The 25,556-nt window shown below is 50.2% G+C and carries 24 protein-coding genes and 1 riboswitch; of the genes, 16 read left to right on the forward strand and 8 right to left on the reverse strand.

From position 1 onward, the window contains the following. Positions 1-80: 80 nt before the first annotated feature. The 3 genes from znuA (at position 81) to FCN78_RS04760 (ending at position 5,123) form a co-directional block, all read left to right on the forward strand. Complete coding sequence (gene znuA / locus FCN78_RS04750; protein ID WP_077658853.1) at positions 81-974, forward strand: zinc ABC transporter substrate-binding protein ZnuA; 894 nt, start codon at positions 81-83, stop codon at positions 972-974. Beyond that, the gene (mepM, locus tag FCN78_RS04755) at positions 958-2,292 is read left to right on the forward strand and encodes a murein DD-endopeptidase MepM (protein WP_069361418.1); all 1,335 of its coding nucleotides are present in this window, start codon (positions 958-960) and stop codon (positions 2,290-2,292) included. The genes znuA and mepM overlap by 17 nt, the downstream gene beginning before the upstream one ends. 134 nt (positions 2,293-2,426) lie before the next feature. Further along, positions 2,427-5,123 carry an AraC family transcriptional regulator gene (locus FCN78_RS04760; protein ID WP_158014677.1) on the forward strand — a complete coding sequence of 899 codons (2,697 nt, stop codon included), beginning with the start codon at positions 2,427-2,429 and terminating at the stop codon, positions 5,121-5,123. A gap of 301 nt (positions 5,124-5,424) precedes the next feature. Here FCN78_RS04760 and FCN78_RS04765 read toward each other — a convergent pair whose 3' ends face one another. Beyond that, entirely contained in the window at positions 5,425-5,853 is a 429-nt protein-coding gene (locus tag FCN78_RS04765) for an HIT domain-containing protein (protein WP_077658855.1), read from the reverse strand. A gap of 165 nt (positions 5,854-6,018) precedes the next feature. Between FCN78_RS04765 and FCN78_RS04770 the strand changes: the two genes are divergently transcribed. Continuing rightward, the gene (locus tag FCN78_RS04770) at positions 6,019-6,624 is read left to right on the forward strand and encodes a DUF924 family protein (RefSeq protein ID WP_077658856.1); all 606 of its coding nucleotides are present in this window, start codon (positions 6,019-6,021) and stop codon (positions 6,622-6,624) included. 73 nt (positions 6,625-6,697) lie between these two features. Here the strand turns inward: FCN78_RS04770 and argS are convergent, their stop codons facing one another. Next, positions 6,698-8,428, reverse strand: coding sequence for an arginine--tRNA ligase (argS, locus tag FCN78_RS04775; RefSeq protein WP_077658857.1), 1,731 nt, complete (start codon positions 8,426-8,428; stop codon positions 6,698-6,700). A 447-nt stretch (positions 8,429-8,875) separates the two neighbouring features. Then, positions 8,876-9,709, reverse strand: a complete 834-nt coding sequence (gene purU / locus FCN78_RS04780) for a formyltetrahydrofolate deformylase (protein WP_069361423.1) — start codon at positions 9,707-9,709, stop codon at positions 8,876-8,878. Between the two features lie 159 nt (positions 9,710-9,868). Between purU and FCN78_RS04785 the strand changes: the two genes are divergently transcribed. From FCN78_RS04785 to rnd, 7 genes are all read left to right on the forward strand, one after another. Then, entirely contained in the window at positions 9,869-11,833 is a 1,965-nt protein-coding gene (locus tag FCN78_RS04785) for a DNA repair helicase YoaA (RefSeq protein WP_077658858.1), read from the forward strand. Next, a complete protein-coding gene (gene tsaB / locus FCN78_RS04790) occupies positions 11,834-12,529 on the forward strand; it encodes a tRNA (adenosine(37)-N6)-threonylcarbamoyltransferase complex dimerization subunit type 1 TsaB (RefSeq protein WP_077658859.1) in 696 nt (231 codons plus the stop codon). It abuts the gene before it with no gap. A gap of 32 nt (positions 12,530-12,561) precedes the next feature. Then, entirely contained in the window at positions 12,562-12,864 is a 303-nt protein-coding gene (locus FCN78_RS04795; RefSeq protein ID WP_077520180.1) for a hypothetical protein, read from the forward strand. 22 nt (positions 12,865-12,886) lie between these two features. Beyond that, on the forward strand, positions 12,887-13,432 hold the full coding sequence (locus FCN78_RS04800) for a Slp family lipoprotein (RefSeq protein ID WP_077520179.1): 546 nt from the start codon (positions 12,887-12,889) through the stop codon (positions 13,430-13,432). Positions 13,433-13,450: 18 nt separating this feature from the next. Further along, positions 13,451-14,425 (forward strand): alpha/beta fold hydrolase, encoded by a 975-nt coding sequence (locus FCN78_RS04805; protein ID WP_235607544.1) that lies wholly within the window; start codon positions 13,451-13,453, stop codon positions 14,423-14,425. A gap of 121 nt (positions 14,426-14,546) precedes the next feature. Next, positions 14,547-16,238: a long-chain-fatty-acid--CoA ligase FadD gene (gene fadD, locus FCN78_RS04810; RefSeq protein WP_069361428.1), complete on the forward strand. Its 1,692-nt coding sequence runs from the start codon at positions 14,547-14,549 to the stop codon at positions 16,236-16,238. Positions 16,239-16,323: 85 nt separating this feature from the next. Then, on the forward strand, positions 16,324-17,475 hold the full coding sequence (gene rnd / locus FCN78_RS04815) for a ribonuclease D (protein ID WP_077658889.1): 1,152 nt from the start codon (positions 16,324-16,326) through the stop codon (positions 17,473-17,475). Positions 17,476-17,531: 56 nt separating this feature from the next. On the opposite strand, the gene minE is transcribed toward rnd, so the two are convergent. Genes minE through minC form a run of 3 tightly spaced genes read right to left on the reverse strand, consistent with a single transcriptional unit; the run spans position 17,532 to position 19,295 of the window. Beyond that, positions 17,532-17,801: a cell division topological specificity factor MinE gene (minE, locus tag FCN78_RS04820; protein ID WP_046073536.1), complete on the reverse strand. Its 270-nt coding sequence runs from the start codon at positions 17,799-17,801 to the stop codon at positions 17,532-17,534. Between the two features lies 1 nt (position 17,802). After that, a complete protein-coding gene (gene minD / locus FCN78_RS04825; RefSeq protein WP_069361429.1) occupies positions 17,803-18,615 on the reverse strand; it encodes a septum site-determining protein MinD in 813 nt (270 codons plus the stop codon). A gap of 17 nt (positions 18,616-18,632) precedes the next feature. Further along, a complete protein-coding gene (gene minC / locus FCN78_RS04830; protein ID WP_069361430.1) occupies positions 18,633-19,295 on the reverse strand; it encodes a septum site-determining protein MinC in 663 nt (220 codons plus the stop codon). Positions 19,296-19,564: 269 nt separating this feature from the next. Here minC and FCN78_RS04835 point away from each other — a divergent pair, with 269 nt between their 5' ends. Continuing rightward, a complete protein-coding gene (locus tag FCN78_RS04835; RefSeq protein WP_069361431.1) occupies positions 19,565-19,840 on the forward strand; it encodes a YcgL domain-containing protein in 276 nt (91 codons plus the stop codon). 12 nt (positions 19,841-19,852) lie between these two features. Continuing rightward, the gene (locus FCN78_RS04840) at positions 19,853-20,824 is read left to right on the forward strand and encodes a lytic murein transglycosylase (RefSeq protein ID WP_077599333.1); all 972 of its coding nucleotides are present in this window, start codon (positions 19,853-19,855) and stop codon (positions 20,822-20,824) included. 51 nt (positions 20,825-20,875) lie between these two features. Here the strand turns inward: FCN78_RS04840 and FCN78_RS04845 are convergent, their stop codons facing one another. Beyond that, positions 20,876-21,301, reverse strand: coding sequence for an H-NS family histone-like protein (locus FCN78_RS04845; RefSeq protein ID WP_069361433.1), 426 nt, complete (start codon positions 21,299-21,301; stop codon positions 20,876-20,878). 271 nt (positions 21,302-21,572) lie between these two features. Further along, positions 21,573-21,754, forward strand: a riboswitch (Lysine riboswitch). Between the two features lie 88 nt (positions 21,755-21,842). Between FCN78_RS04845 and FCN78_RS04850 the strand changes: the two genes are divergently transcribed. Together FCN78_RS04850 and FCN78_RS04855 are read left to right on the forward strand one after the other, a co-directional pair. Further along, complete coding sequence (locus FCN78_RS04850; RefSeq protein ID WP_077658860.1) at positions 21,843-23,426, forward strand: Na+/H+ antiporter NhaC family protein; 1,584 nt, start codon at positions 21,843-21,845, stop codon at positions 23,424-23,426. A gap of 110 nt (positions 23,427-23,536) precedes the next feature. Continuing rightward, the gene (locus FCN78_RS04855) at positions 23,537-24,118 is read left to right on the forward strand and encodes a thymidine kinase (protein ID WP_046073529.1); all 582 of its coding nucleotides are present in this window, start codon (positions 23,537-23,539) and stop codon (positions 24,116-24,118) included. A gap of 77 nt (positions 24,119-24,195) precedes the next feature. Here the strand turns inward: FCN78_RS04855 and cspD are convergent, their stop codons facing one another. Further along, a complete protein-coding gene (gene cspD, locus FCN78_RS04860; protein ID WP_046073528.1) occupies positions 24,196-24,417 on the reverse strand; it encodes a cold shock domain-containing protein CspD in 222 nt (73 codons plus the stop codon). A gap of 808 nt (positions 24,418-25,225) precedes the next feature. Between cspD and clpS the strand changes: the two genes are divergently transcribed. Then, on the forward strand, positions 25,226-25,546 hold the full coding sequence (gene clpS, locus FCN78_RS04865) for an ATP-dependent Clp protease adapter ClpS (protein WP_069361435.1): 321 nt from the start codon (positions 25,226-25,228) through the stop codon (positions 25,544-25,546). Positions 25,547-25,556: the final 10 nt, after the last annotated feature.

Genomic DNA, 25,556 nt, shown 5'->3' on the forward strand with positions numbered 1-25,556 from the left:
AGTGAAAAAAGCATTGTGAATTAGAATTGTTATATTATAACATTTATCGCCAGTGAGAAAACATAAGAATGAGAGGAAAGATGACTGCGCGTATTATTGGGGTATTTATTGCACTACTACTGGCATTGCCTGCGCAAGCCACGTCGGTAATGACATCGATTAAGCCTTTACAGCTGGTCGCGGCAGGGCTTGTGACACAAGACGATACCGTCGATGTGTTGTTGCCGCCGGGGGCATCACCGCATAGCTATGCCCTAAAGCCATCGGACATACGCGGTTTAAACCAAGCGGATGTGACGGTTTGGGTGGGACCCGAGCTAGAGCTTTTTCTGTCTAAATTGTTGGAAGATAAACCCTCGGTATTGACCTTGACGCAGGTCGAGAATATGCCTTTGCGCCATTTTGATGGCGGGCACCATCATCATGGTCACGATCATGGTGAGCACAATATTGACCCGCACCTTTGGTTGGGACCAAAAACGACCCGAGTCGCGGCGCAAGCCATTACAGACGCACTGATTGAGGCCGCGCCTGATAAAGCAGAGCAATATCAGGCCAACCTGACTCGCTTTAATGAACAGCTTGATCAAACCGTTGCCGATATTCAGCAAGATCTCGCCAGCCGTATTCAATCAGGGTATTTTGTCTTCCATGATGCCTATGGTTACTTTGAGGATGCTTTTGGCCTCGAAAAAACAGGCCATTTTACGGTTGATCCCAGTCAAAAGCCTGGGGCGAAAACCCTGGTGACGATTCGCCGAGGTTTGCTTAATCATGACGCGACCTGTATCTTCACTGAGCCGCAGTTTAATCCCGCACTGATTGATGCTGTGACACGACACAATGACGTCAATGTGCTTGCCTTGGATCCATTGGCGACATCCATTCCGGTAGCGCCTGATAGCTATCAGGTGTTTTTAAAAGATTTAGGAAATCGTTTCACACGTTGTTTAAAGCATGAAACTACTGACTAACTGGCTCGCTGTGACAGCCAGACTGCCTCGCCAGCACAAGCTGGCTCTTGCTTCATTATCTCTTTTGGTTGGTGCTGCCCTGGTGTGGCAGCCCCACCCGTTTTCTCCCAAAGAACGGCAATCACTGCCGGCGGTCAATCAACGCCAAGAGCCGGCGACAGTGGATCACAGTGAACCGATTGAGCAAAGCATGGATGCGAACGATCCTGCTTTGAGTGTGCCTGAAGACGCACTCGAGCAAGACATCACATCTGAGGCGCCCCGTGTTCATCACCACACCGTCGCGGCAGGGGATACACTCGGCGAGATCTTCTCACAGTATGGTCTGTCTATCGGTCAGCTCTACCAAATGCTGGATGTGAACGATAAAGCTGGCGATATTCGCCGTGGCCAAAAAATGGAATGGCAAGTTGACGAGGAAGGTCAACTGTTGACGTTCACCGTTTATCAATCGATTAAATATCGTGACGACTACCAGTTCGGACAAGGTACCGTTGACTATCAGCGTTTGGAAACCAAAGGCGAGTTTGAAAGTGTGACCTTGATTGGACGGGTGAACAGTAGCTTTTATCAGCAGGCGCGCCAATCGGGACTCACGCCTAATCAGATTCAAAATCTGGTCTCGGCGCTACAGTGGCGGTTTGACTTCGGACGTCAATCGCGTCGCGGCGACCAGTTTGCGGTACAAGTAAACAGAGAGTTTATTGACAATAAACCCGTGTCATCGGGTAAGGTCACGGCCATGCTCTACAAGTCGGGCGGTCGAGACATTTTTGTCTATCGTCATCATGATGGACGCTTTTATGATCAGCAAGGGCAGAGTCTGGATCGCGCGCTCCGTCGTTATCCCACCGCAAAGCGCTATCGTATTAGCTCATCGTTCAACCCACATCGTAAACACCCGATCACCGGGCGTATTTCACCGCATAATGGCACTGACTTCGCGACGCCAGTCGGTACCTCAGTATTGGCCGCCGGTGATGGTGTTGTCGTTAAAGCACGCAAACATCGGTTAGCGGGGAATTACGTGGTGATCAAACACGGGCGTGAGTATTCTACCCGATACTTACATTTAAACCGGATTTTAGTGAAGCCGGGCGATCATGTGTCGATGGGGCAGAGAATTGGTTTGAGTGGTAATACCGGTCGCTCAACGGGGCCCCATCTTCATTTCGAATTGCTCAAATATGGCCACCCAGTCAATGCGATGAAGGTGCCGCTGCCTGAAGCGCATCCGGTTCCTAATGACGAGCGTAGGGCGTTTCAGCGTCAAGCTAAACGTACCCATCAGGCGTTGGCGCAGCGATTAAATGGGTAATGAGTGTCAATTATGTGAGGCCTAGCTCACATTTAGGGTTGCAGGGTTTTATTTAGAGGCAGGTCGCACGACACTACGTCACTGAATCCTGCAACCTGTCTCTCTTCTCGTACATGAAACGCCAATGTCTCTGTTTGTTATGGCTGGCTCTCATCTTTCCTTGCCTACCTTTGCAGGCGCATGATGCGTTGCTCTCATCGTTTCAGTCATACGGCGGTCTTAATGGCCTCGGTGATGTCCGTGATGTGGCGGTGCAGTCATCTGGCGGTATGTGGCTGCTGGATAGCCAAGGACGCATTTATTTTTTTGATGGCCATCAGCGTCATCCACTCAACGATGCCCTTACCTTGCCTGATGAAAAGATACTGACCATTGCGTATGCTCACCAGGCGCTTTGGATGGCAGGGAGAGAACATGTTTATCGTTTCCAGCCAAGTACCAATACGCTTACCGCTTTCCCATTGCCCGATGCCGTTGCCCAGACGCGCACTGATCATGCGCCTCACCCCCGCCAATCGCCACGACTGGCGACGATCAATAATACGCTATGGCACATTCAAAGCGGCCAGATAAGCGTCTATCAACGGGAAGATAAGGCATTTCACGTGTGGCGAACGGGTCCGTGGCGTGCCAATAATGTGTGGTTCACGGCGGGCCATCGACTGTTTGCGGTCGGGACAAGCTTATATCAACTCAGCGACGGGGGAATACGCCAACTGACACGTTTTTCTACGCCGATTACAGCGATCACGGCGAAACAAGACAGAGCATGGGTCAGTACCGAAAAGCGTGTTTATCTGCTGGCATTGTCGGGCAATCAAGTACAAGCCCAGCACGTGCTGAATACACGTGGGAACTACCATAGAATGACGGTCGGCTCGGGCGGGTTGTGGGCCGCCAATCATAACGGGTTATTTCGACTTTCCCTCGATGGCGTCGCGACGCCGGCTTGGCAGCCAGGCGATCAGCGGATTGCTGGCCAAAGCATCACTTTTTTATGGGCAGATTTTGAGGGGGGGATCTGGTTTTCAACCGATCAGGCGACACGTTACCGTGCACCAGGGCAACGTTGGATCACTCATCAACACCGCGTCTTCCCCAGCGTGTTTACTCATGGTTTTATGGCGCAAAGTAACCCTTGGGCGCTAGAGGGGGACAGTTGGCGCGATTTAAGTGGGTATCGCACTCTACCGTCGCCCTCGGTCGTACCAAGCGACAAATACCTCAGTGCTACCCGAGACGCTCAGCGCCTTTGGTGGTCAACACCGTCAGGTACGCAAGGGATTAATACGCTAACAGGGGCAAGCATCGTCATCCCCGATCGGTTGGCAACCCTGCCTGCTGAGCATTTGTATACTGATGCCGAGGGCACAATCTGGTTATCGGTTGACGATCAGGTGATGCGCTACTGGCCGGACACAAAGACGTTAGTCAGTTATGGCACACGATGGCAGCCTCATCACGCGGGTAAGGTGTTAGGCTTTTATGATGATGGCCGCGGCAATGTTTGGATCCGTGATCAGCATGGGTTAACACGGTATCGAGAGGGGCAGTTTAAGTCGGTCCCCTTGGCAAAAGACCGGCTACCTGTGCAGGATATGTATACCGACGAACGAGGTCGTTTATGGCTCACCAGTGCCCATGGCTTATACCAATACGATCCTAGCGCGCCAGACGCCGCGTCATTGGTTTACTTGTCACTACCCGGTGAGCGATTCCACTGTGTCACGGGTAACCGCGATGGCATATGGGCCTACAGTAACCAAGCATTGGTACACATTGCTCCGCGAGGGTTTGTGCGCACATTTCGTCTCCCCTCTGAGGCGGAAAAAGTAGCCTGTTACGCGACCCAAGCCCATCAGCTCACGCTGCTGGCAGGGGATTATACCTACCAGGTAGATACTGACCAATTGGCGTTTTCTTTGCGTAAACCGCCAAACGTCGTGATTGGCGCTGTTTGGCAGCAACGTAAGCGTTGGCGTATTGGCCCTCGACAGCAAACGGCGGTGACATTACTCGAGCAAAGCCCCGCCTATCTCGCGTGGGGGAGTTGGCCACCAGAACGACAAGTGACACGCGTACATTATCAGCTCGTGCCTTATCAGCACGCTGGGCAGCCAATGGCTGATAAACTGGCTGCTTGGCAGCAAACCGGTAGTGATACGATTTCCTTGGCCAATATGGTGGGCGGGCACTATCAATTACGTATTGCTATCCCGCGTGATGGCGCCTCCCATACTGTGTTAGACATCTCTGTCTCTCTGCCTCTATTGCCTCACATTATCAATGGCATGGTCCTGGCCTGCTTTGTGAGTGTGGTGCTTGCGGCTGTCATCTTAGCCTTGAGACAACGTCACTTGTCGGCGGTGCACATAGACACATCGAGCGTGCCCACATCTGGGTCGCGGGATGACATCTCAGCTGCCACATATCCTCTTGGATGTGAATCGCCCTCATCACTGGCACTGGATTCAGGCCAAGCCAATCAGCAATGGACCGCCGAGTTTGAGAATGTTATCGCGGCTAGGTACCAAGATCCTGACTTTTCAATGGCTCAGATAGCTGGCGCGTTAGCGATGTCAGAGCGTAATTTGCAACGTAAGTGTCGACAGTATTTTGGTGTGACAGTGACCGCTTATGTGACGCAGAAACGGCTGAGTGATGCCGCTACGCGCTTGCAGCATGGCCATGCCGTGGCGGATGTGGCTGAAGCGTGTGGCTATCGCGATCCGGCCTACTTTAGCCAACGGTTTAAAAGCTATTTTGGTGTCAGTCCCTCGCATTATCGACGCGCGACGACTGATGTGACCGTGGCAGATATCGATGACTAGCGCCGGTGTGAAACCTCAGGTAACGAAATACGTGTAAAAGAAAACGTGGCATAACCGGGGAGCCATGCCACGGGTGTCAACGACACCTTCGCTTGCTGCCGAGGGCGGGGAACCGCCCTGGTAAAAAAGGGGCTGGTCAGATGTGTACTCCCTTAACCAGTGGCGTCAATATACCCTAATGTGAGCTGATATTGCTATGACGAAACCGCCAATCTTATTTTGACAGATCTTCGGATAACCTATTTATAAACAATTACTTATGCCGTTTTATTTTGGTTTTGACGAAAATAACGAAGTGCACTTACGCCTTGATGACTAATCCACTGGCGGCGAGGGTCTCTCTCAGCTGGTCGATGAGGGGCTGGGCTTGTTCACGAGGACGATGCCCCACTTTTAGGTGGCCCCAAATCGGATTTGGCCATACCGGATCCGTTTTAAACCGAGCAACATGATGGAGATGGAGCTGGGGAACCAGGTTGCCAATCGCGGCGATATTGAGCTTGTCAGGGTAAAATAAACGCTCAAGACAGCGCGCGACTATGGCCGACTCTTGCCACAGCGATTGCTGCTCAGTATCGTCAAGGTGGTGAATTTCTTCGATGTCCGGCTTACGTGGGATCAGCAAGAGCCATGGACCAATATCGGCATGCGCAAGGCGTAACTGACAAAGAGGGAAATCACCGACATACGCGCTATCGGCGGCTAATCGTGAGTGGAGAACAAAGGACATATAAACTCCTGATTGCAATGCGAGTGCTTAGCTTACATCACAACTTGCTTTTGGGTCACAAACTCCTCACCGAATAGGCGGATTCGCCTCATAAGAAACAAAAAGCAAGTACGCTTAACACAATGTTGAAAGCTAAATGTGTCGACGAATGCGAGAGGAGGTGGCATGCACTATCAAGACGTCCTAGCTTTTTGGTTTGGCGACGAGCGTAGTGAGTCGGTTCCTTCGTCCGCCGCGCAGGCACGATGGTTTGGCGGTCGCCAAGACGTTGATGATGCGATTCGCGAGCGGTTCCAATCTTGGGTCAGTGCCGCTGGCGCGGGCGCATTAAATGACTGGGCCCAGATCCCTGAGGGGCGTTTGGCATTGATTATTCTGCTCGATCAATTCCCGCGAAACTTATATCGCGGGTTGGCAGCCGCCTATCGATATGATGCCTTGGCGTTGGCGTTATGTAAGGCAGGGCTGGCGAAAGGCGACGACCAAGCCTTAACGCCGCTTCAGCGGGTGTTCTTCTATCTCCCCTTAGAGCATGCCGAAGAAGAAACAGACCAAGAAGAAGCATTGTTTCGGTTTGATCAGCTGCGTCAGCAAGTGAGTGGGGAGGCAACGGCTTGGTACCAACAATGTTTTGATTATGCACACCAACATTACGACATCATTGCCACCTTTGGTCGATTTCCTCATCGCAATGCGGTGATGGGACGGTTATCGACCCCCGAGGAACGATTATGGCTTAGCGAAACGGATCAGCATTTTGGTCAGGGATAAAAAAGCGCCCACTTGCAATAAGTGGGCGCAGCGCTTCTGTGCTTATCCGAACAACACAGATAAGCCAACCTGGTTACATGCGCTCAAGCGTGTCGATCCCCAACAGATCTAAGCCTTGCTTGATGGTCTTGGCCGTCAATGCCGCCATTCTGAGGCGGCTTTGGCGAGTGTCCCCTTCAGAAAGCAAGATAGGGCACGCTTCGTAGAAGCTGGAGAATAAACCAGCCAGCTCAAACAGATAGCTACACATCAGATGAGGTTGACCCTCGCGCGCCACCGATTTAACCGCTTCTTCAAACTGAAGCAGTTTGGCGACCAGCGCTTTTTCTTTCTCATGCTCAATCAGCATTTCACCGTCGAGCGCATCACGGTCAACCCCAGACTTGGCAAAGACTGACGCCACACGGGTATAGGCATACTGCATATAAGGGGCGGTGTTGCCCTCGAAGGCCAGCATGTGATCCCAGTCGAAGATATAGTCCGTGGTACGATGCTTTGACAGATCGGCATATTTGACGGCTGCCATCGCCACCGTGGTTGAGATATCGCGCTGCGTCTCAGCATCCATCTCAGGATTTTTCTCAGCGATTAGCGCTTTAGCACGTGTTTCTGCTTCATCGAGTAAGTCAGCAAGACGAACGGTGCCACCTGAGCGTGTCTTAAAGGGTTTACCGTCTTTGCCGAGCATCATGCCAAAAGCGTGGTGCTCAAGGCTGACCGAGTCCGGCACATAGCCAGCTTTGCGTACGATGGTCCACGCTTGCATCAGGTGCTGGTGCTGGCGTGAGTCAATAAAGTAGAGCACACGGTCGGCATTGAACTGCTCGTAGCGATATTTAGCGCAAGCAATATCCGTGGTGGTATACAAATAGCCACCATCACGTTTTTGGATGATCACACCCATTGGCTCGCCGTCTTTGTTTTTGTACTCGTCGAGGAAGACAACTTGCGCGCCATCGTCTTCTACGGCAATCCCTTTGGCTTTTAAGTCTTCAACAATACCGGGCAGCATATCGTTATACAGACTTTCACCCATCACGTCTTTATTGCTCAATGAGACATTCAGGCGATCATAGTTACGTTGGTTTTGCTCCAACGTCACTTTCACCAGTTTTTCCCACTTTTCTTTGCAATAGGCATCGCCGCGCTGCAGGCGAACCACGTAGTCGCGCGCTGTTGCAGCAAAGGCGTCATCTTCATCGTAACGGGCTTTGGATTCACGGTAGAAATTTTCGATATCGCCAAGTTCCATGGAAATATCGTCACCGCGTGACTCGTGTAATTCTAAGTTGGCAATGAGCATGCCGAACTGGGTTCCCCAGTCACCTAGGTGGTTGGCGCGGGTGACGTTGTGACCCAAAAACTCCAGTGTGCGTACGACAGCATCACCAATAATGGTGGAGCGAAGGTGGCCAACATGCATTTCTTTCGCCACGTTGGGGGCTGAATAGTCCACCACAATGTTTTGTATGTCTTGTTTGTCGACACCGAGGCGTGCGTCCGACAGGGCGGCATCCGCTTGCTTTGCCAGCCACTGATCATTCAAAAAGATATTGATAAAGCCAGGACCAGCGATTTCTGTTTTACTCGCCACATCACCTAAATCGAGGGCGTCCAACACTTTCTGGGCAAATTCACGGGGATTTGTACCGAGCTTTTTGGCTGCGCCCATCACACCATTGGCTTGATAGTCACCAAATTGTGGCTTCGCAGACTGACGCACTGCCGCTGGCGTGCCCTCAGGCGCACCCGCCGCAACCATCGCGGCAGACACTTTTTCGTTAAGAAGACTTTGAATATTCACTTGCTTACCTTTACTACTAGCCGGGCTGATTATGAATGACCCGTTTTGTGGGCTTCCAGCTTATTAATACAAGAATCCGCCAACACTGCACTGCCACGTAACCAAGCGTGCAAACACAGTGTTGGCGGGATGCTGTATTGTTGCGAACCATGACGTCAATCGACGCGGATTATCCCTAATGATACCCATAAAACAGCAGGCATTGGCAATAGTTATTCAACACCATCCTTGATATCTTTCGCGACTGGAAGACAACGAGCACCTTAAAACCTTGAGAGGTCACTGTGCATGATGCCAGCAATTGGACATCCCTGATGCGAGATCAAGCAGCTTTTACAGATAAAATCAATCAGTTGCTAGAAGTACTGGCCTTTCATCCTTAGCACTCGCGCCAATCATTACCAGCGAAGCCAGTGCTTAAGCACTGGCTCAACCAATGTTGTCGTTTTACAAGATCACGGTTTTATTGCCATGGACAAACACACGGTCCTCGGTGACAGACTCGATGGCCTGACTCAATACGCTCTTTTCTACATCTCGACCCGCTTTGGCCATATCTTGTGCGCTAAAGCTGTGATCAACATGAATCACGTCTTGGCCAATAATCGGTCCCTCATCTAAATCATTAGTGACAAAATGCGCCGTCGCGCCAATGATTTTAACCCCACGCTCGAACGCTTGGTGGTAGGGACGGGCCCCGATAAACGCAGGCAAAAAGCTGTGATGGATATTGATGATGCGATGCGGATACTGAGCGACAAAGTCAGGCGTCAGAACTCGCATGTATTTCGCGAGAATAATGTAGTCAGGCTGATGGGATTGAATCGCTTTGAGCATGGCTTGCTCGTGCTCTTCACGGCTCAGACCTTCATGGCTGACATAATGAAAAGGAATATCAAAGCGCTCAGTCAGATGTTGTAGTTTGTCGTAATTACCCACCACTGCGGCAATATCAATCTCGAGCGAGCCATCATAAGCTTTCATTAGAATGTCGCCGAGGCAGTGGGATTCTTTGGTGACCATGATGACGACGCGTTTGCGGCGCGAGCTAATCAGCTGGCGCTGGCTGCCAGGCGGTAGCGCATGGTCAAGGTCGAGAAGCAGGGTGTGATCGTTAAAAATCCCCTCTAGCTCAGTGCGCATATAAAACTGCCCAGTGACATTATCAACATACTCTCGGTTGTGAATAATGTTGAGCTGATGTTTATAGCAAATGTTGGTGATGGTCGCGATGAGCCCTTGGGCGTCAGGACAGTCCGTGAGAAGTGTTTTTCGTTCCATGTTGGTCGTGTACTGCTGATGACTAAACCCTCGGTTGTACCCTGTCTCAGCCGCAAGGTCAAAGTGATTTTACGATGCGCCAGCGGTTTCTCTGGGGAGTGGTTTCATCCCGAAGAGGGGTTTGGCATAATGGCGGCTTTCCCCCTGTGTATTTATACAATGATCCGTAAGGTTTTCTCAGACACCGGTGCGCTGTCTAAAGCGATTGATGGTTTTGTGCCTCGCCAGCCGCAAACAGATATGGCGATTGCTGTTGATACGGCCATTCGTGACCAAGGCCAGCTCGTGGTGGAAGCGGGCACAGGAACCGGGAAAACCTATGCCTATCTGGCTCCTGTTTTATTAAGTGGTAAAAAGGCCATCATCAGCACTGGCTCGAAAAATCTGCAAGAGCAGCTTTACCACCGTGATTTACCGCTGATGACGTCAGCCTTGGGCTACACAGGGACGACCGCCTTATTGAAAGGTCGCGTTAATTACCTGTGTCCAGAGCGACTCGAGCGACAAATTAGTGAGTGCCACCGCCCCGACAGCGAGCCTGGGCAATTGAGTCAGCTGGTTAAAATTCGTGAGTGGTCGTCCCATACCGAGTCGGGGGATCTAAGTGAATGTGACGCACTGGCTGAAGACAGCCCCCTGATCCCTGTGGTGACGTCCACCAATGACAATTGCCTTGGTAAAGATTGCCCGAGCTACGAAGATTGCTACGTGGTCAAAGCGCGGCGTCGTGCGATGGATGCCGACGTGGTGGTGGTTAACCATCACCTCTTTTTGGCTGATGTGGCCATCAAAGAGACGGGGTTTGGCGAGCTGATCCCAGAAGCAGACGTGATGGTGTTTGATGAAGCGCACCAGCTGCCCGATATCGCCAGTCAGTATTTTGGTCAATCGCTATCTAGTCGACAATTGCAAGATGTTGCCAAAGACATTCATATCGCCTATCGCACTGAGCTACGGGATACGCGTCAACTGGAAAAAGTCGCTGATCGCCTTTCGCAAGCGGCGATGGATATGCGCTTGGTGATGGGCGAGCCCGGATATCGAGGTAATTGGCGTGAACTTCAGGCTTCGCCCAGCGTAGAGAAAGAGTTGGTACGATTGGCTGACGCGCTCGAACTTGCCCATGACGTGGTAAAACTATCACTCGGCCGAAGTCAATTGCTTGACGCTGCGTTTGATCGGATTACCTTATTTAAAGCGCGGCTTGCACGCTTAAAAGATACCTCAATCACCGGATACTCCTATTGGTACGAATGTACGCGGCATCACTTTAGCCTTAATATCACGCCCTTGTCGGTGGCGGATCGTTTTCGTGAGCAAATGGCCGAACAGGGGGGCGCTTGGATTTTTACCTCCGCAACCTTGGCTGTTGAAGGGGACTTTGCGCACTTTAACCACCGCCTAGGGATTGACGCTAAGCAGCAAATGACGCTGGAAAGCCCCTTTGATTATCCCAATCAGGCGAGGCTTTGCGTGCCCCGACACGTGCCGGAAACCAATAGTTTTCGTCGAGCCAACAAACTGGCCGCATTATTGGGACCGGTTATCGAACGTAACCAAGGGCGTTGCTTTTTCCTATGCACGTCGCATCAAATGGTACGAGAGCTATCAGCCCTGTTTCGTGAGCAGCTGTCATTGCCCGTCCTCATGCAAGGAGAGATGCCCAAGCAGCGCCTATTGAAAGAATATTTGTCGTTGGGCAATGCTTTGCTGGTGGCGACGGGCGCCTTTTGGGAGGGCATTGATGTGCGTGGGCAAGCGCTTAGTTGTGTGATCATCGATAAACTCCCGTTTGCCTCCCCCGATGATCCTTTATTAAAAGCACGAATAGAAGATTGTAAATTGCAAGGGGGCGATCCCTTTGCTCAGGTACAGATCCCCGAAGCGGTGATCACCCTAAAACAAGGGGTGGGGCGTCTTATTCGGGATCAACAAGATTTTGGTGCACTGGTTATTTGTGACAACCGATTGGTGACCCGCGCATACGGCGCAACCTTTTTGCGCAGTTTGCCGGCGATCCCTCGCACGCGGGACTTACACCACATCGACGATTTTTTGTCGGGCAGTGACACCAACAGCAACATAATGAACTCGTATTCATTCGATCAACCGATAGAGGGTTAAATGACGCTACGAATACTGGCCGTAGATACGGCGACCGAAAACTGCTCTGTCGCACTGTGCTGTGATGACCAGATTATCACGCGCAGCGAAATTGCACCGCGTGAGCATACCAACAAGATCCTTCCCATGGTTGATGAAGTATTGGCAGAAGCGGGGGTTGAACTGGCGCAGTTAGATGCGCTGGCGTTTGGCCGCGGGCCAGGAAGCTTCACCGGTGTGCGTATTGGCATTGGTATTGCACAAGGTTTAGCGTTTGGGGCGGATGTACCCATGATTGGTGTCTCAACATTGGCGGCGATGGCAGCACAAAGCTATCGGCTACACAACGCGACCCAAGTACTGGCGGCGATTGATGCGCGTATGAGTGAACTCTATGTCGGCCAATATCGGCGGACTGACACTGGCGCATGGCAGTGTGTCGGTGAAGAGAGGGTCGTCGCCCCGGAAGCACTCACCCCTGACTGTACTGAGGGAGTGTGGACATTGGCAGGAACCGGTTGGGCAGCCTATCCTGATCTAGCCTCTCGCTTGGCATTGCAGACGGCGTCGTCAGAGGTGTTATACCCCCAAGCACAAGATATGCTGGAGATTGCTAAGCATGCGTATCATGCGGGAGACATGGTCGCAGCGGAACTTGCTAGCCCCACATATCTGCGGGACAAAGTCACTTGGAAAAAGTTACCCGGGCGCGAATAACCCCCATGAGGCCGGCAGCATAGGACGTGAATATGGTATCGATTAACGGTGTATCCTCCCCACAGACAAACCGGCCTAACCACCCCCAGCGCACAGGCAAAAAGCCGCAAACCACGCGCAAGCAAACGCCCAAGACGACACAGGTGGCTAAGGCGGTGCGCCAAGGTGTCGATCCCGCCGCGATTGCGCAAGCCGAGCAGGCGAAGCAAGAGTACGTGCAATATGATTTGCCGGACGGTCGCGGCCGTCAAGCGATGGCTTCCTATTTCGCGGTGTTAAATCAAGCCAGGCGAGAGGAACTGATCAACTTAGTGGGCGTCGATATCTATGTATGATGTGGCGTGAAAGGAGCCTGATATGAAATCTTACTTGTTTGCCTTATGCGGCGTGCTATTACTGAGTGGCTGTACCAGTTTGCCTGAGTCATTAAAAGGCCGGATGGACCAGCCCGTGACCGAATACCCGGTGGTCGCGAAAATGACCCAAGCAAATCAAGGAGAAGAGGTACGCCTTGGGGGCTTGATTGTCGGGGTGAATAATCGTGAGCAGGACTCCGTGGTTGAAATCGTGGCCTTGCCCACGTCGACAGCGGGTCGGCCTGATATCGATGCCTCTTCACTGGGGCGCTTCAAAGCGATTTTTACTGGCTTTATTGAACCGGCTGATTATGCCAAAGGCCGGCCAATAACGGTGTTGGGCGACTTTCAGGGCCGTCAGGCGGGAAAGGTGGGGGATTATTCCTATGATTACCCCGTGCTTAAGGTAAAAGGGCATCAGCTTTGGGATATTGAACAGCATGTGGTTGATGATGACAGACCTTATTGCTATGGCTTGTACTGCTCCCGAGTGCGCATTGGCGTTGGCACGGGACGGGTGCAAAGCGTGATTAGTTTACCTTATTAGCCCTCAAATGGGATCGTGATGATGACACCGCCATTGACGGAGACATTCGAGGCATTATTGGCGTCTGATCCGGCAGCACTCGGGTTATCGTCTGGCTTAACGCCGACCTCGATGCGACTTAATGATGTGACAGTGGCCGCGGCAACACGCCCGGCGACCGGCTTAGCGCCAACATTGGTTTTTTTACATGGTTGGCAAGACAACCTGGCGAGTTTTCATTCGCTGATCCCCATGCTGGCCCAAGACTACGGGTTACTGATGTTTGATTGGCCTGGGCATGGTTTGTCTGAGCATAAAGCCGGGGATTATCATTACCCGTTTTTCGATTATCTCGACAGTTTGCATCAAATCCTTCACCAGACACCTTGTTCGCAATCGGAGAATTCGCAATCGGAGCAAACAGGGCCCGTCATATTGGTGGGGCATTCATTGGGAGGCCTAGTGGCCAGCTGTTATGCAGCCAGCTTTCCAGCATCAATCGCGGGGGTTATCTCGATAGAAGCATTGGGGCCTATTGTTGAGCCTGAACATAAAATCACCGAACGCATGGCGAAAAGTCTTAATCAGCGCTTAAATTCAGTGCAAAAAACACCACGTCTCTTTGATTCTGCGATGAAGGCGCTACAATTGCGCGCATCCATTAATAAAGTCGCCGGTCAGTTATTGATGCCACTGGTTGCTCGCGGGATTGAGACATGCAGCCATGGTGTGCGTTGGCGTCATGATCCCAAACTTGGTGGTGAGCCCCTGTATCGCATGGCGCCCGGCCATGGAGAGTCGATTATTCGAGCGATTGAATGCCCTGTGCTGGCGATTCGCGCGACAGATGGGTATCCTGCGCTTCGCTCTGCCGATGCCGCGCAACGAGCCACGTGGTTTAAGCAATTGACACTCATTGAGATCCCCGGGACACACCATTGTCACCTTCAGCAACCGCAACAAACTGTGTCGTTAATAACGGATTTTGTGACCAAAATTCAAACGCGCACTTAAAATGCTCGTGTAAAAATAATGTTAACGCTATGGTGGGCAGGTTAAACACCTGTTTGAATTATGCCTCGCGTCGATCGAAGCAGGCAAAATAGCCTGCAAGTTAACACATAGGAGAAAGCCAGTGGAAAAGGTATGGCTTAATCGTTACCCGTCGGACGTGCCGGCGGAAATAGATCCAGATGCCCATCGCTCTCTGGTCGAGATGTTTGAACATTCTGTCCAGCAGTACGCGGATCAAACTGCCTTCATGAATATGGGGCAGGTCATGACATTTCGTAAACTGGAAGAGCGCAGCCGTGCGTTTGCTGCCTATCTACAAAACGAGCTGAAACTGAAAAAAGGCGATCGCGTTGCCATTATGATGCCAAACTTGCTGCAATATCCGATTGCCTTGTTTGGTATTTTACGAGCCGGTTGTGTGGCCGTGAACGTGAACCCGTTATACACCCCTCGTGAGCTTGAGCACCAATTAACGGATGCCGGAGCAAAAGCGATCGTGATTGTGAGTAACTTTGCTCACACGCTAGAGAAAGTGGTCGACAATACGCCGGTTAAACATGTGGTACTGACCAGTTTGGGCGAACAGTTGCCACGTGCCAAAGGGACTCTGGTTAACTTCGTGGTCAAATACGTCAAAAAAATGGTGCCTAAGTATCATTTGCCGCATGCCACCTCCATGCGCCAAGCGCTGCGCCGAGGCCGACGTATGCAATATGTGAAGCCTTTTTTGAAAGGCGAAGACATTGCGTTTTTACAATATACCGGTGGCACCACGGGGTTGGCGAAAGGCGCCGTACTCACTCACAGAAATATGCTGGCTAACGTTTATCAAGCTAAAGGGACGTATCAGCCGGTACTTAATGCAGGTGAGGAGTTGGTGGTCACCGCATTGCCGCTTTATCACGTCTTCGCGCTCACGGTGAATTGCCTATTGTTTATTGAAATGGGTGGGCAAAATCTACTGATCACCAATCCACGCGATATTCCAGGTTTTGTCAAAGAGCTACAAAAGTACCCGTTTACAGCCATCACAGGTGTGAACACGCTGTTTAATGCGCTGCTCCATAACGAAGACTTCCATGAGTTGGACTTTTCTAACTTGCGCTTGACCGTTGGTGGTGGCATGGCCGTGCAAAGGGCGGTTGCGGAAAATTGGAAAAAGCTGACTGGCAAGCATCTGCTTGAAGGATACGGGTTAACGGAATGTTCGCCACTGGTAGCGGCCTATCCTTATGATTTACGTGACTACAACGGCTCCATTGGATTGCCCGTGCCATCGACCGAGGTGCGCATCGTCGATGATCAGGGTGACGATGTGGCGGACAACCAGCCGGGTGAGTTGTTAGTGCGTGGCCCGCAAGTGATGCAAGGGTATTGGAATCGTCCAGAGGCGACACGAGAAAGCATCGACGAACAAGGTTGGTTAGCCACTGGTGATGTGGTGCAGTTCGATGATGATGGTTTCTTGCATATTGTCGATCGCAAAAAGGACATGATCCTTGTCTCTGGTTTTAATGTGTATCCCAATGAAGTGGAAGATGTCGTTGCGTTGCATGACAAGGTGCTAGAAGTTGCCGCCATTGGCCAGCCAGATGAGAATTCTGGGGAAGTGGTTAAAATTTGTGTGGTCAAAAAAGATCCGTCGCTTACGCGAGATGATCTTGTGGCGCACTGTCGCAAACACCTCACTGGATACAAGGTGCCACGGGTGGTGGAATTTAGAGATGAACTGCCTAAAACCAATGTGGGTAAAATTCTGCGTCGAGAGCTACGCGATGAACCACAAGCCACCGAGCAAAAAGCGTCAGCTTAATGCGAACCGATCCAGAAAAGGGTAAACTGTCGATAACGAATCACGAAATGCCGGCCTCGCCGGCATTTTCTTTATGGGCTTTTTTGTGAACTATCAACAAATCACCACCGATCAACAGCTGGTCGATATCTGCGCACACTTCCGTGACCAAGCCGTTGTGATGCTTGATACCGAGTTTGTCCGTACGCGTACCTTTTATGCACGACTGGGGCTGGTTCAGATTTATGATGGCGAGCAACTGGTGCTGGTTGACCCGCTAGCCATTGATGATCTTTCCCCGTTATGGGCGCTGTTGACTGACACCCAGGTCACCAAGGTGTTACATGCGAGTAGCGAAGACTTAGAGGTTTTTCAGCACTACGCGGGCGTATTGCCAACTCCCATGATAGACACCCAAATCGTCGCCGCTTTTTTAGGTCATGGCGTCTCCGAGGGCTTCGCAAGCTTAGTGGAGCGTTATGTCGGCGTGAGCTTAGATAAAGGAGAATCGCGCACTGATTGGTGTGCGCGTCCCTTAACCGAAAAGCAACAACAGTATGCGGCCGCTGATGTCTATTACTTGCTGCCGCTTTATCAAGCGCTGACGCAAGCCCTATCCGATACGCAGTGGCATGACGCCATGGTAGAAGAGTGTGGTCTGTTGTGCCGTAAAAAGCAGTGGGTAAAGCCGGATGAAGCGGCTTATCTCGATATTAAGTATGCGTGGCAGCTTAAGCCTCAACAGTTAGCGGTATTGCAAACCCTTGCCAAGTGGCGAGCAAAGGAAGCGCGTCGCCGGAATATGGCTCTTAATTTTATCGTTAAAGAGCAAAACCTCTGGAAAATGGCGCGTTATGGTATTCGTACCGTTGAGCAAATGAACGAGCATGGGTTCGACAAATTTGAAGTACGCTATCATGCGCAAACCTTGATAAAGTTGGCCACCCAAGCGGATAAAACCCCGTTAGCCAAATGCCCGCCGGCCATCACACGTTTAGTTGATGAACCCGGGTATAAGTCGGTGATTAAAGCGATGAAGGAGCAGGTGCAAGCCGAGGCCGATAGATCAGGCTTAGCGCCTGAGTTTATTGGCTCCAAAAAGCAGCTTAATCAATTGATGACTTGGGTATGGCGAGAGGAGTGTCAAGAAGATAAACGCCCTGACTTAGCCTCGGGGTGGCGCTTTCGATTAGTGGGAGAAACATTGCTGACGATGATCCCTAACGCCCCAGGGGCATCGTCATCATCTCGCGCATAAACAAAAGCGGTGGCCTTGAGCCACCGCTTTCTGTATTCGCCCGTTGTGATTGAGAGCTAGCTCTCTTTTCCCTCTTCGGGCAAGGTGACGTTCAGCTCCAAGACGGACAGATCATCATCGCCTTGTTCGAGGCTGACAGACACCTGGTCCGGTGCGATATCCACGTATTTTCGGATCACATCTAGAATATCTTGCTTGAGCTGGGGCAAATAAGTCGGCGCAGGACTATCCGCACTGCGACGCTCGGCAACAATGATTTGTAAACGCTCTTTGGCAATATTGGCCGACTTTTTCTTTGATGGGCGGAAGAATTCAAGCAGTGCCACATTAGCCTCCGAATAAGCGTTTTAGGAAACCTTTGCGCTCTTCCTCAATAAAGCGGAAGGGACGCTCTTCACCCAGCAGGCGCGCAATAGCATCTTCATAGGCTTGGCCGGCATCAGACTCTTGATCCAGTACCACTGGCTCACCTTTGTTAGAAGCGTGCAATACAGACTGACTTTCAGGGATGACCCCTAACAGTGGAATACGCAGGATATCTTCTACATCCTCAACACTGAGCATTTCACCGTTGGTCACACGCGCGGGGTTATAGCGAGTGAGTAATAAGTGATGTTTTACCGGATCCTCGCCGTTTTCTGCGCGGCGTGACTTAGAATCGAGAATACCAAGAATACGATCAGAGTCGCGCACGGATGACACTTCTGGATTGGTGGTCACAATCGCTTCGTCAGCAAAATACAGCGCCATTAATGCGCCGGCTTCAATGCCTGCGGGTGAATCACAAATAATGTATTCAAAGCCAAGTTCATCCATGTCTTTTAAAACGCGCTCGACACCTTCTTTCGTTAACGCATCTTTGTCGCGCGTCTGAGAGGCGGGCAGAATAAACAAATTTTCTACGCGTTTGTCTTTAATGAGTGCTTGATGCAGATTGGCTTCGCCGTTAATGACGTTAACAAAATCGTAGACCACGCGGCGCTCACAGCCCATCACCAAATCGAGGTTACGTAGGCCAATATCAAAATCAACCACGGCGGTTTTTTTGCCTGTCATGGCCAACCCGGTCGCCAATGCCGCACTCGATGTTGTTTTACCAACACCGCCTTTACCGGAGGTAATTACAATGATTCGTGCCATTCCTCTTCCTTATTCTCTTATAGCGTGAGGGGGTCAATGTGTAAGCTTTCTTGATTAAGCGAGACCATAGAAGGCCGCTCTATATGTTCTGATGGAATTTTATCACTGAGCCAATAGCTTCCTGCTACGGACAATAATTCTGACTGAAGGTTCTGACAATAAATACGCGCTTGTTTTTGTCCACTTGCACCGGCAATGGCTCGGCCACGCAAAACGCCATAGATATGGATACTGCCATCGGCAATCACTTCCGCGCCGGCACTCACATGATTGAGGATCACCAGGTCGGCGTTTTTTGCATAGATTTGCTGACCTGAACGCACAGGGGCGGTGACCACTTTTGCAGGCGGCTGAATCGGATCGGCAACTCGGGATTGCTTGCTCGACTTGAGCACGGCTAATTGCGCATCCAGCGCAAGCTCACGCGTATCATTGTGGGTGACGCCGGTCAGCCCAACGAGAATCATGCCTGTGGCTTGTAAGCATTGCTTTAAGGCACCGATATCAGGGCATTGTGATAGACGGCTAATGTCAGCGACAACAGGAGCGCCTTGAAAAAAGGCCGGTGCTTGGGTGACTTTCTCTGTCAAAACATTGGCAGCGGCAGCAAAATTATCGTCAACGAGGTGGAGGACGGAAAGGGTAAAGGTTGAGCCTTTCAACTCCGGTTGTTTGAGCATGTTATTCGATCCCGGTTTTGTCATTTAAACACGAGTCAGACGCGCATTATCAGACGTTGGATAGCATGGTATATTCACAGCGCCAATGCGGCAAGCAGGGTTTGCCGTTGATGCGGCATTTCTCCCTTTAATGGTGTTTTTTTAACATTTGAATGAGAAATGGCAGCAGAAACGTGTTTTGACACACTTTGCTGCAAAGCTTAACAAACCTTTACCCCAAGATGACAATCTATCGCCTGTAATATGGCACGCTCATGAGGACTTTTGAGATGTATTGCGCAATTTATCGTAGTAAAAAGAAAGAAGGCACCTATCTTTATCTTGCAGAGAAAGATAAATTTGATGATGTGCCCGAGGCACTCATGAATAGCTTTGGGCAGCCCGAATTTGCCATGATGATCAACTTAGACAAGCGCGATAAACTGGCAGCAGTTGACATCAATAAGGTTAAACAAAGCCTGCAAAGTGATGGCTTTTTTGTGCAATTGCCCCCGCCACCTGACGCGGCATTGCAGGCCATTCGTAATAAAAACGAAAAACTGTAAAAAAGGATGACTATGCGCAAAGGTATGATTTCAGCCTCTATCGCGGCGGCACTCTTGGTGAGCCCTGTGATGGCCAAGCCCGGATTCGAGCAGTATGTGACCACCTTAAAAGCCGAAGCACGTGAGGCGGGCATCAGTGATGCGTTACTTGAGCGTGCCTTTAAGGACGTTGAATACCATGAGCGTGCAGTCAGCTCCGATCGAAATCAACCTGAGCGACGTCTCACGCTGGATGAGTATATTCCGCGTGCTGTGCCTGATTGGAAAGTCGCTCAAGCGAAACAACTGTATCGTGAACATTATGACACTTTGAAAGCCATTGGTGAGCAGTACCAGGTTCAGCCGCGTTTTATTGTGGCTTTATGGGGTGTAGAAAGTAATTTTGGCAAACTTCAGGGTAGTTATAATGTCATTGAAGCCTTATCAACATTAGCCTTTGATGGCCGTCGTGAGGCTTTTTTTCGCAAAGAGACCATGGCCGCACTGACGATATTAGAGCAAGGGCACATTGCGCCTGAAGCGATGAAAGGCTCTTGGGCTGGGGCGATGGGTCAATGCCAGTTCATGCCGAGTTCGTTTATTAACTATGCGGTCGATGGAAACCAAGATGGCAAAAAAGATATTTGGCAAACGGAAGCTGATGTCTTTGCGTCTGCTGCAAATTACTTAAAAAAAGCGGGATGGGATGATACCTACACGTGGGGACGGCAGGTCCAGATCCCTGAAGGCATCGATCGTACTTTGCTTGGCACCAACAGTGAGAAAGCACACTCATTGAGTGAGTGGCAGACGCGTGGGGTACGGCGAATGAATGGTCAGGCGTTACCGGCCGTCGATATCAACGCTTGGTTGATTCAGCCTGATGATGGTAAAGGCAGGGCTTATCTTGTTTATAATAACTACCAGAGCTTATTGAAATGGAATCGCTCGCACTACTTTGCGTTAGCGGTGAGCCATTTGGCGGACAGAATTAAATTTGGTTAAGGGATAAAAAAAAGAGGCTGAGCGCCTCTTTTTTTATGTGGGAATATGGACTTAGGCTTCCTGACCTGGGATGAGGAAGTCTTCCTGCTTGGCCGCGCCGCTTTCAATCGCTTCGCGAATCACTTTAGGCATACGGCCTTGGCCCGTCCAGGTTTTTTGTGAGCCATCTTCGCCCGTATATTGATATTTTGCTGGACGTGTTGCGCGTTTACCCGATGCTTTACTCTTCGAAGCACCACCTAACAATGCCACGATTTCTTCTGGGCCAATACCGTCGGCTTCTAACATAGCACGGTATTTTTCTAACTTCTCTAAACGTTCTTTTTCTTTTGCCTCGGCTTGACGGTCAAGCTCTTTACGCTCTTCAACAACCGTTTGAAGTTTTTCTAATGCTTCATTAAGTTGTTCGGTTGACATTTCTTTGGCAAGTGCGCGCAAGCTACGCAAATTGAGTAAGGCTTTCATTGCATCAGACATTATTGGTTCCTATTTGATTTATATGTTAATTGAAAGAATGATAGCAGTATAATTGAAATATACAATATGGCCTATATTAATACGTCATATTGCGCATTAATTGCAAGTTAACTGCAAATTTGACTTTAATTCTATTGTCTTTTTGAAGCGAATGTCTAAAAAAATAGAAGATGAGACGTATTTTATTGGTATCGCGTAAGCTGGGGTTTAATCGATGCTTTTTCAACCATAAAGAGTTGCGATGGTAAGCACGTTGTGTAGAATGCACCACGCTTAACGTAGAGGTGCGTTGTTTATCAGTCGTGCGCAAGAGGGTGATTCCGATGAGAGTGCATAAAAGGAAGCAACGCCGAAGCCAATCAGGTCATCACACCGATTGAGCTGGGGCTGTTACCGAATAGGGGCAGCACTGCCATAGTACTTGGAAATACACTATGGAGCGCTACTGTATGTAGGAGGCAAGCTGTTTGCCGTGTGATACCACGCCTTACCGTCTTCATTTCTGCAGTAGATCTCCAACCACCTGGTTGACACTGAGATCATGAATTTAACAGATTTTTCTTCATCCGCTTTATCACTGCTTCCCCCTTTATTGGCTCTGGGCCTCGCGATTGCTACACGACGGGTTTTATTGTCCTTGGGTATGGGAATCGTACTGGGTACGGTATTACTGACCGATTTTTCTATCCTCTCTTCCGGACAGTACCTGCTTGAGGTGATTACTGGGCTATTTATCGCTGATGGAGGCTTAAATAGTTGGAACTTAAGTATTCTCGCGTTTCTTATTTTACTTGGGATGATCACCGCGCTTCTGTCTCTTTCTGGAGGTACCCGCGCGTTTGCCAATTGGGCGCAAAGCCGGATCAAGAGTAAACGTGGGGCGAAACTGCTCGCGGCGTTTCTCGGCGTATTTATCTTTGTTGATGATTATTTCAACAGCTTAGCGGTGGGGGCCGTCTCTCGCCCCGTCACAGACAGGTTTCACGTCTCTCGAGCGAAACTGGCTTACATTCTTGATTCCACGGCCGCCCCCATGTGTGTGATCACGCCGGCATCAAGCTGGGGGGCTTATATCATTACCGTGATTGGCTCTATTTTGGTGGCACATGGCGTCACAGATTACACGGCGCTAGGGGCATTTGTCACCATGATCCCAATGAACTTTTATGCCATTTTTGCCTTGCTGTTAGTGTTTGCGGTGGTTTGGTTTCAACTGGATATTGGCCCGATGCGTCAGTTTGAATATCAGGCGAAAAAAGGCAGCCGACTGGGCGATGAAAGTGAAAACTGCGCTGATATTTGCGACGACCTCGGGATTGAGGAAAGTGATAAAGGCAGCGTGGCTGATTTGGTCGCTCCCATTATTGTACTCGTCGTGGCGACGGTGGGTGCAATGTTATATACCGGCGGGTTGGCATTGGCAGCCGAAGATCAATCCTTTTCTCTGCTCGGGGCGTTTGAAAATACCGATGTCGGGATGTCATTGCTATGGGGTGGACTCGCGGGTTTAGCCGTATCCTTGGTGATGACAGCGAAACAAGGTATAGCGGTATCAGATATTGCGAAAACCCTTTGGGTGGGCGCAAAGTCTATGTTTGGCGCTATCCTCATTCTGTTATTTGCTTGGTCGATTGGTCATATTATTGGCGACCTACAAACAGGTCAATATTTGTCGTCCTTAGTGGAGGGGAACTTACCGGCGCAACTCTTGCCTGTAGTGCTCTTCTTGTTGGCGGCAGTGATGGCCTTTGCCACAGGGACGTCGTGGGGGACGTTCGGTATTATGCTTCCTATCGCGGGCGATCTTGCCGCGGCGACAGACATTGCACTGATGCTACCTATGCTCTCAGCAGTATTGGCAGGGGCGGTATTTGGCGATCATTGCTCACCGATTTCTGATACCACTATCTTGTCTTCAACAGGGGCACGGTGTGGACATATTGACCACGTCGCGACTCAGCTCCCTTATGCCATTGGTGGGGCGACTGTCTCAACCGTCGGCTTCGTGGTGTTAGGCTTTACCGCGTCACTTTTCTGGTCATTGGTGGCGTCCGTGTTTGCGTTCGTTGCACTATGTGCTGGGTTAATGTGGCTTAAAAAGCGCCCGTGTAAATTGATGGGTTAATAATCTAGCCCCGTCGTCTTGGCGGGGCTTTTCTTTTTCTGCTAGTGCGGTAGCATGCCTGTTTATTTAATCCAGCTCGCCCACAATGGGCATTACGTGTAGAGACAGTTATGGCTCAGTTATACTTTTATTATTCGGCAATGAACGCGGGTAAGTCGACCACCTTGTTACAATCGGCCTTTAACTACCAAGAGCGCGGTATGCAGCCTCTACTTTTTACCGCCGCGATTGATAACCGCTATGGGGTTGGAAAAATCAGTTCGCGAATTGGCTTAGAAGCTGATGCTCACCTGTATGACAATCAAACGTCGCTGTTCGAGCACGTCGCGACCATCTTGGCGCAAGAGAAAGTTGACTGTTTATTGATTGATGAGAGCCAATTTTTAACCAAACAGCAAGTGCTCGAGTTGACTGATGTGGTGGATAAGCTGCGGATCCCCGTATTGTGCTACGGATTAAGAACAGATTTTCGTGGTGAGCTGTTTGAAGGGTCACAATACTTGCTGGCGTGGGCCGATAAGCTCGTTGAACTGAAAACCGTGTGTCATTGTGGGCGTAAAGCGAGTCGAGTCATTCGCCAGGATAGCGAAGGCAATGCCATTGCCGATGGTGATCAGGTGGTGATTGGAGGCAATGAACGGTATGTCTCTGTGTGTCGCCGACATTACAAACAGATGCTCGGCTTACTCTAGACAGGATTGAGTGCGGTAAAGAACAACAAAGGCGAGCCGTAAGCTCGCCTTTTCTATTTGGCCGACCGGATTCAGCGCTATTTCGCCGCTTCTTGATCGACTGGCACAATTTCACTGGCATGGTAGCCTTTGGGTCCTTCCTGAACCTCATAGTTGACGGTTTGTCCCGCCTTTAATGTCTTATATCCGTCCATCTGGATGGTAGAGTAGTGGGCAAACACATCGCCTTCCCCTTCTACCGGACAAATAAAGCCAAATCCTTTTGCATTGTTAAACCATTTTACTGTACCAGTTTCCATGCGACACATCCTTCTTGCATCAAACTTTGCATACCTGTGATAAACGCGTTCATTTCACCTCGTCAATTTGACCAGCGCGGTACTGTCGCACCCTCGCCCGTGCCAATAAACAGAAGTGATATGGTGAGTTTATCGACCACATGTTTCACTTTAGTAGATACTTTTAGGCAGTCAAGTGTGGGGTATAACTTATAACAGTAATGTAATATCAAATCGAAAAAGTGTGAGGAAGTGGCAATTATTCATTCAGAAACAGACATCTTAGTTGCATAGTTTTTTAGGGTTTTCTCCGGATGTTTTCGCTATTAAAAAAGTGTGATTGCAGTGATAGATACGCGATAACAGGCCGTAACTATTACTTTTTATTCTAATAACTGGCTCTTTTCCCCCTTAAGTGTATGGATTAGTGTGAGCGCTATTGGCATGATTCACGCAGTCTGCCTGCTTAAAAATGAAAATGAAGTGAATATTCTCGAGTCGAGAGAGGTGTGTGTCTATGCTCACCTATCACGCTTGATGCGATCCGCTAACTGGCTTGTCGTTAGTCGGTATGCCTTAATTTTTATGCATTCTAGTGCAGGCACGAATGGTAGGTTTTTGTCGTACTCAGTGAACGAAATTCTGCGCGAGAGACTAGTGTGTAATACGGTGATTAACAATTGCTCAGGCAAACGATGTTCGCAATGAAAAGGTTGCTGGAATACAATCTGTGGCTTAACTTTAAGTATAGGTGGACGGGAAACGTGGATGGCAGTAGTGCCCCGCCACATCTTTTACCGAGACACCCTAACAATGCATTGAATGAGTTATGAGTAATTGGAACCAGTGGGGTTTGCCTGACGCGGAGGCCGAAGCGTCAGAAAAAACAAAGTTGCAACCACCATCAATGTACAAGGTGGTGCTAAATAATGATGACTACACTCCGATGGAGTTTGTGATCGATGTGCTCCAGACGTTTTTTGCCATGGATGTGGACAAAGCGACGCAAGTCATGCTGACGGTGCACTATGAAGGAAAAGCGGTCTGTGGCGTATTTACCGCCGAGGTTGCTGAAACGAAAGTGGCACAGGTAATGATGTATGCCAAAGAGCATGGCCATCCGCTACTGTGCACGATGGAGAAAGCTTAGCCGGCTCCAT

The organism is Salinivibrio kushneri (assembly GCF_005280275.1).
GTDB lineage: Bacteria > Pseudomonadota > Gammaproteobacteria > Enterobacterales > Vibrionaceae > Salinivibrio > Salinivibrio kushneri.

Excerpts from the sequence above, each read along its gene's own strand:
- FCN78_RS04795 (WP_077520180.1), top strand. The coding sequence starts at position 12,562 with ATGGTATCGATTAACGGTGTATCCTCCCCACAGACAAACCGGCCTAAC.
- FCN78_RS04800 (WP_077520179.1), top strand. The coding sequence starts at position 12,887 with ATGAAATCTTACTTGTTTGCCTTATGCGGCGTGCTATTACTGAGTGGC.
- minC (WP_069361430.1), bottom strand. The coding sequence starts at position 19,295 with ATGCTCAAACAACCGGAGTTGAAAGGCTCAACCTTTACCCTTTCCGTC.
- FCN78_RS04840 (WP_077599333.1), top strand. The coding sequence starts at position 19,853 with ATGCGCAAAGGTATGATTTCAGCCTCTATCGCGGCGGCACTCTTGGTG.
- purU (WP_069361423.1), bottom strand. The coding sequence starts at position 9,709 with ATGGAACGAAAAACACTTCTCACGGACTGTCCTGACGCCCAAGGGCTC.
- FCN78_RS04805 (WP_235607544.1), top strand. The coding sequence starts at position 13,451 with ATGATGACACCGCCATTGACGGAGACATTCGAGGCATTATTGGCGTCT.
- znuA (WP_077658853.1), top strand. The coding sequence starts at position 81 with ATGACTGCGCGTATTATTGGGGTATTTATTGCACTACTACTGGCATTG.
- FCN78_RS04765 (WP_077658855.1), bottom strand. The coding sequence starts at position 5,853 with ATGTCCTTTGTTCTCCACTCACGATTAGCCGCCGATAGCGCGTATGTC.
- FCN78_RS04835 (WP_069361431.1), top strand. The coding sequence starts at position 19,565 with ATGTATTGCGCAATTTATCGTAGTAAAAAGAAAGAAGGCACCTATCTT.
- minD (WP_069361429.1), bottom strand. The coding sequence starts at position 18,615 with ATGGCACGAATCATTGTAATTACCTCCGGTAAAGGCGGTGTTGGTAAA.
- FCN78_RS04770 (WP_077658856.1), top strand. The coding sequence starts at position 6,019 with ATGCACTATCAAGACGTCCTAGCTTTTTGGTTTGGCGACGAGCGTAGT.
- FCN78_RS04845 (WP_069361433.1), bottom strand. The coding sequence starts at position 21,301 with ATGTCTGATGCAATGAAAGCCTTACTCAATTTGCGTAGCTTGCGCGCA.
- tsaB (WP_077658859.1), top strand. The coding sequence starts at position 11,834 with ATGACGCTACGAATACTGGCCGTAGATACGGCGACCGAAAACTGCTCT.
- mepM (WP_069361418.1), top strand. The coding sequence starts at position 958 with ATGAAACTACTGACTAACTGGCTCGCTGTGACAGCCAGACTGCCTCGC.
- clpS (WP_069361435.1), top strand. The coding sequence starts at position 25,226 with ATGAGTAATTGGAACCAGTGGGGTTTGCCTGACGCGGAGGCCGAAGCG.
- cspD (WP_046073528.1), bottom strand. The coding sequence starts at position 24,417 with ATGGAAACTGGTACAGTAAAATGGTTTAACAATGCAAAAGGATTTGGC.
- FCN78_RS04785 (WP_077658858.1), top strand. The coding sequence starts at position 9,869 with ATGATCCGTAAGGTTTTCTCAGACACCGGTGCGCTGTCTAAAGCGATT.
- FCN78_RS04850 (WP_077658860.1), top strand. The coding sequence starts at position 21,843 with ATGAATTTAACAGATTTTTCTTCATCCGCTTTATCACTGCTTCCCCCT.
- FCN78_RS04855 (WP_046073529.1), top strand. The coding sequence starts at position 23,537 with ATGGCTCAGTTATACTTTTATTATTCGGCAATGAACGCGGGTAAGTCG.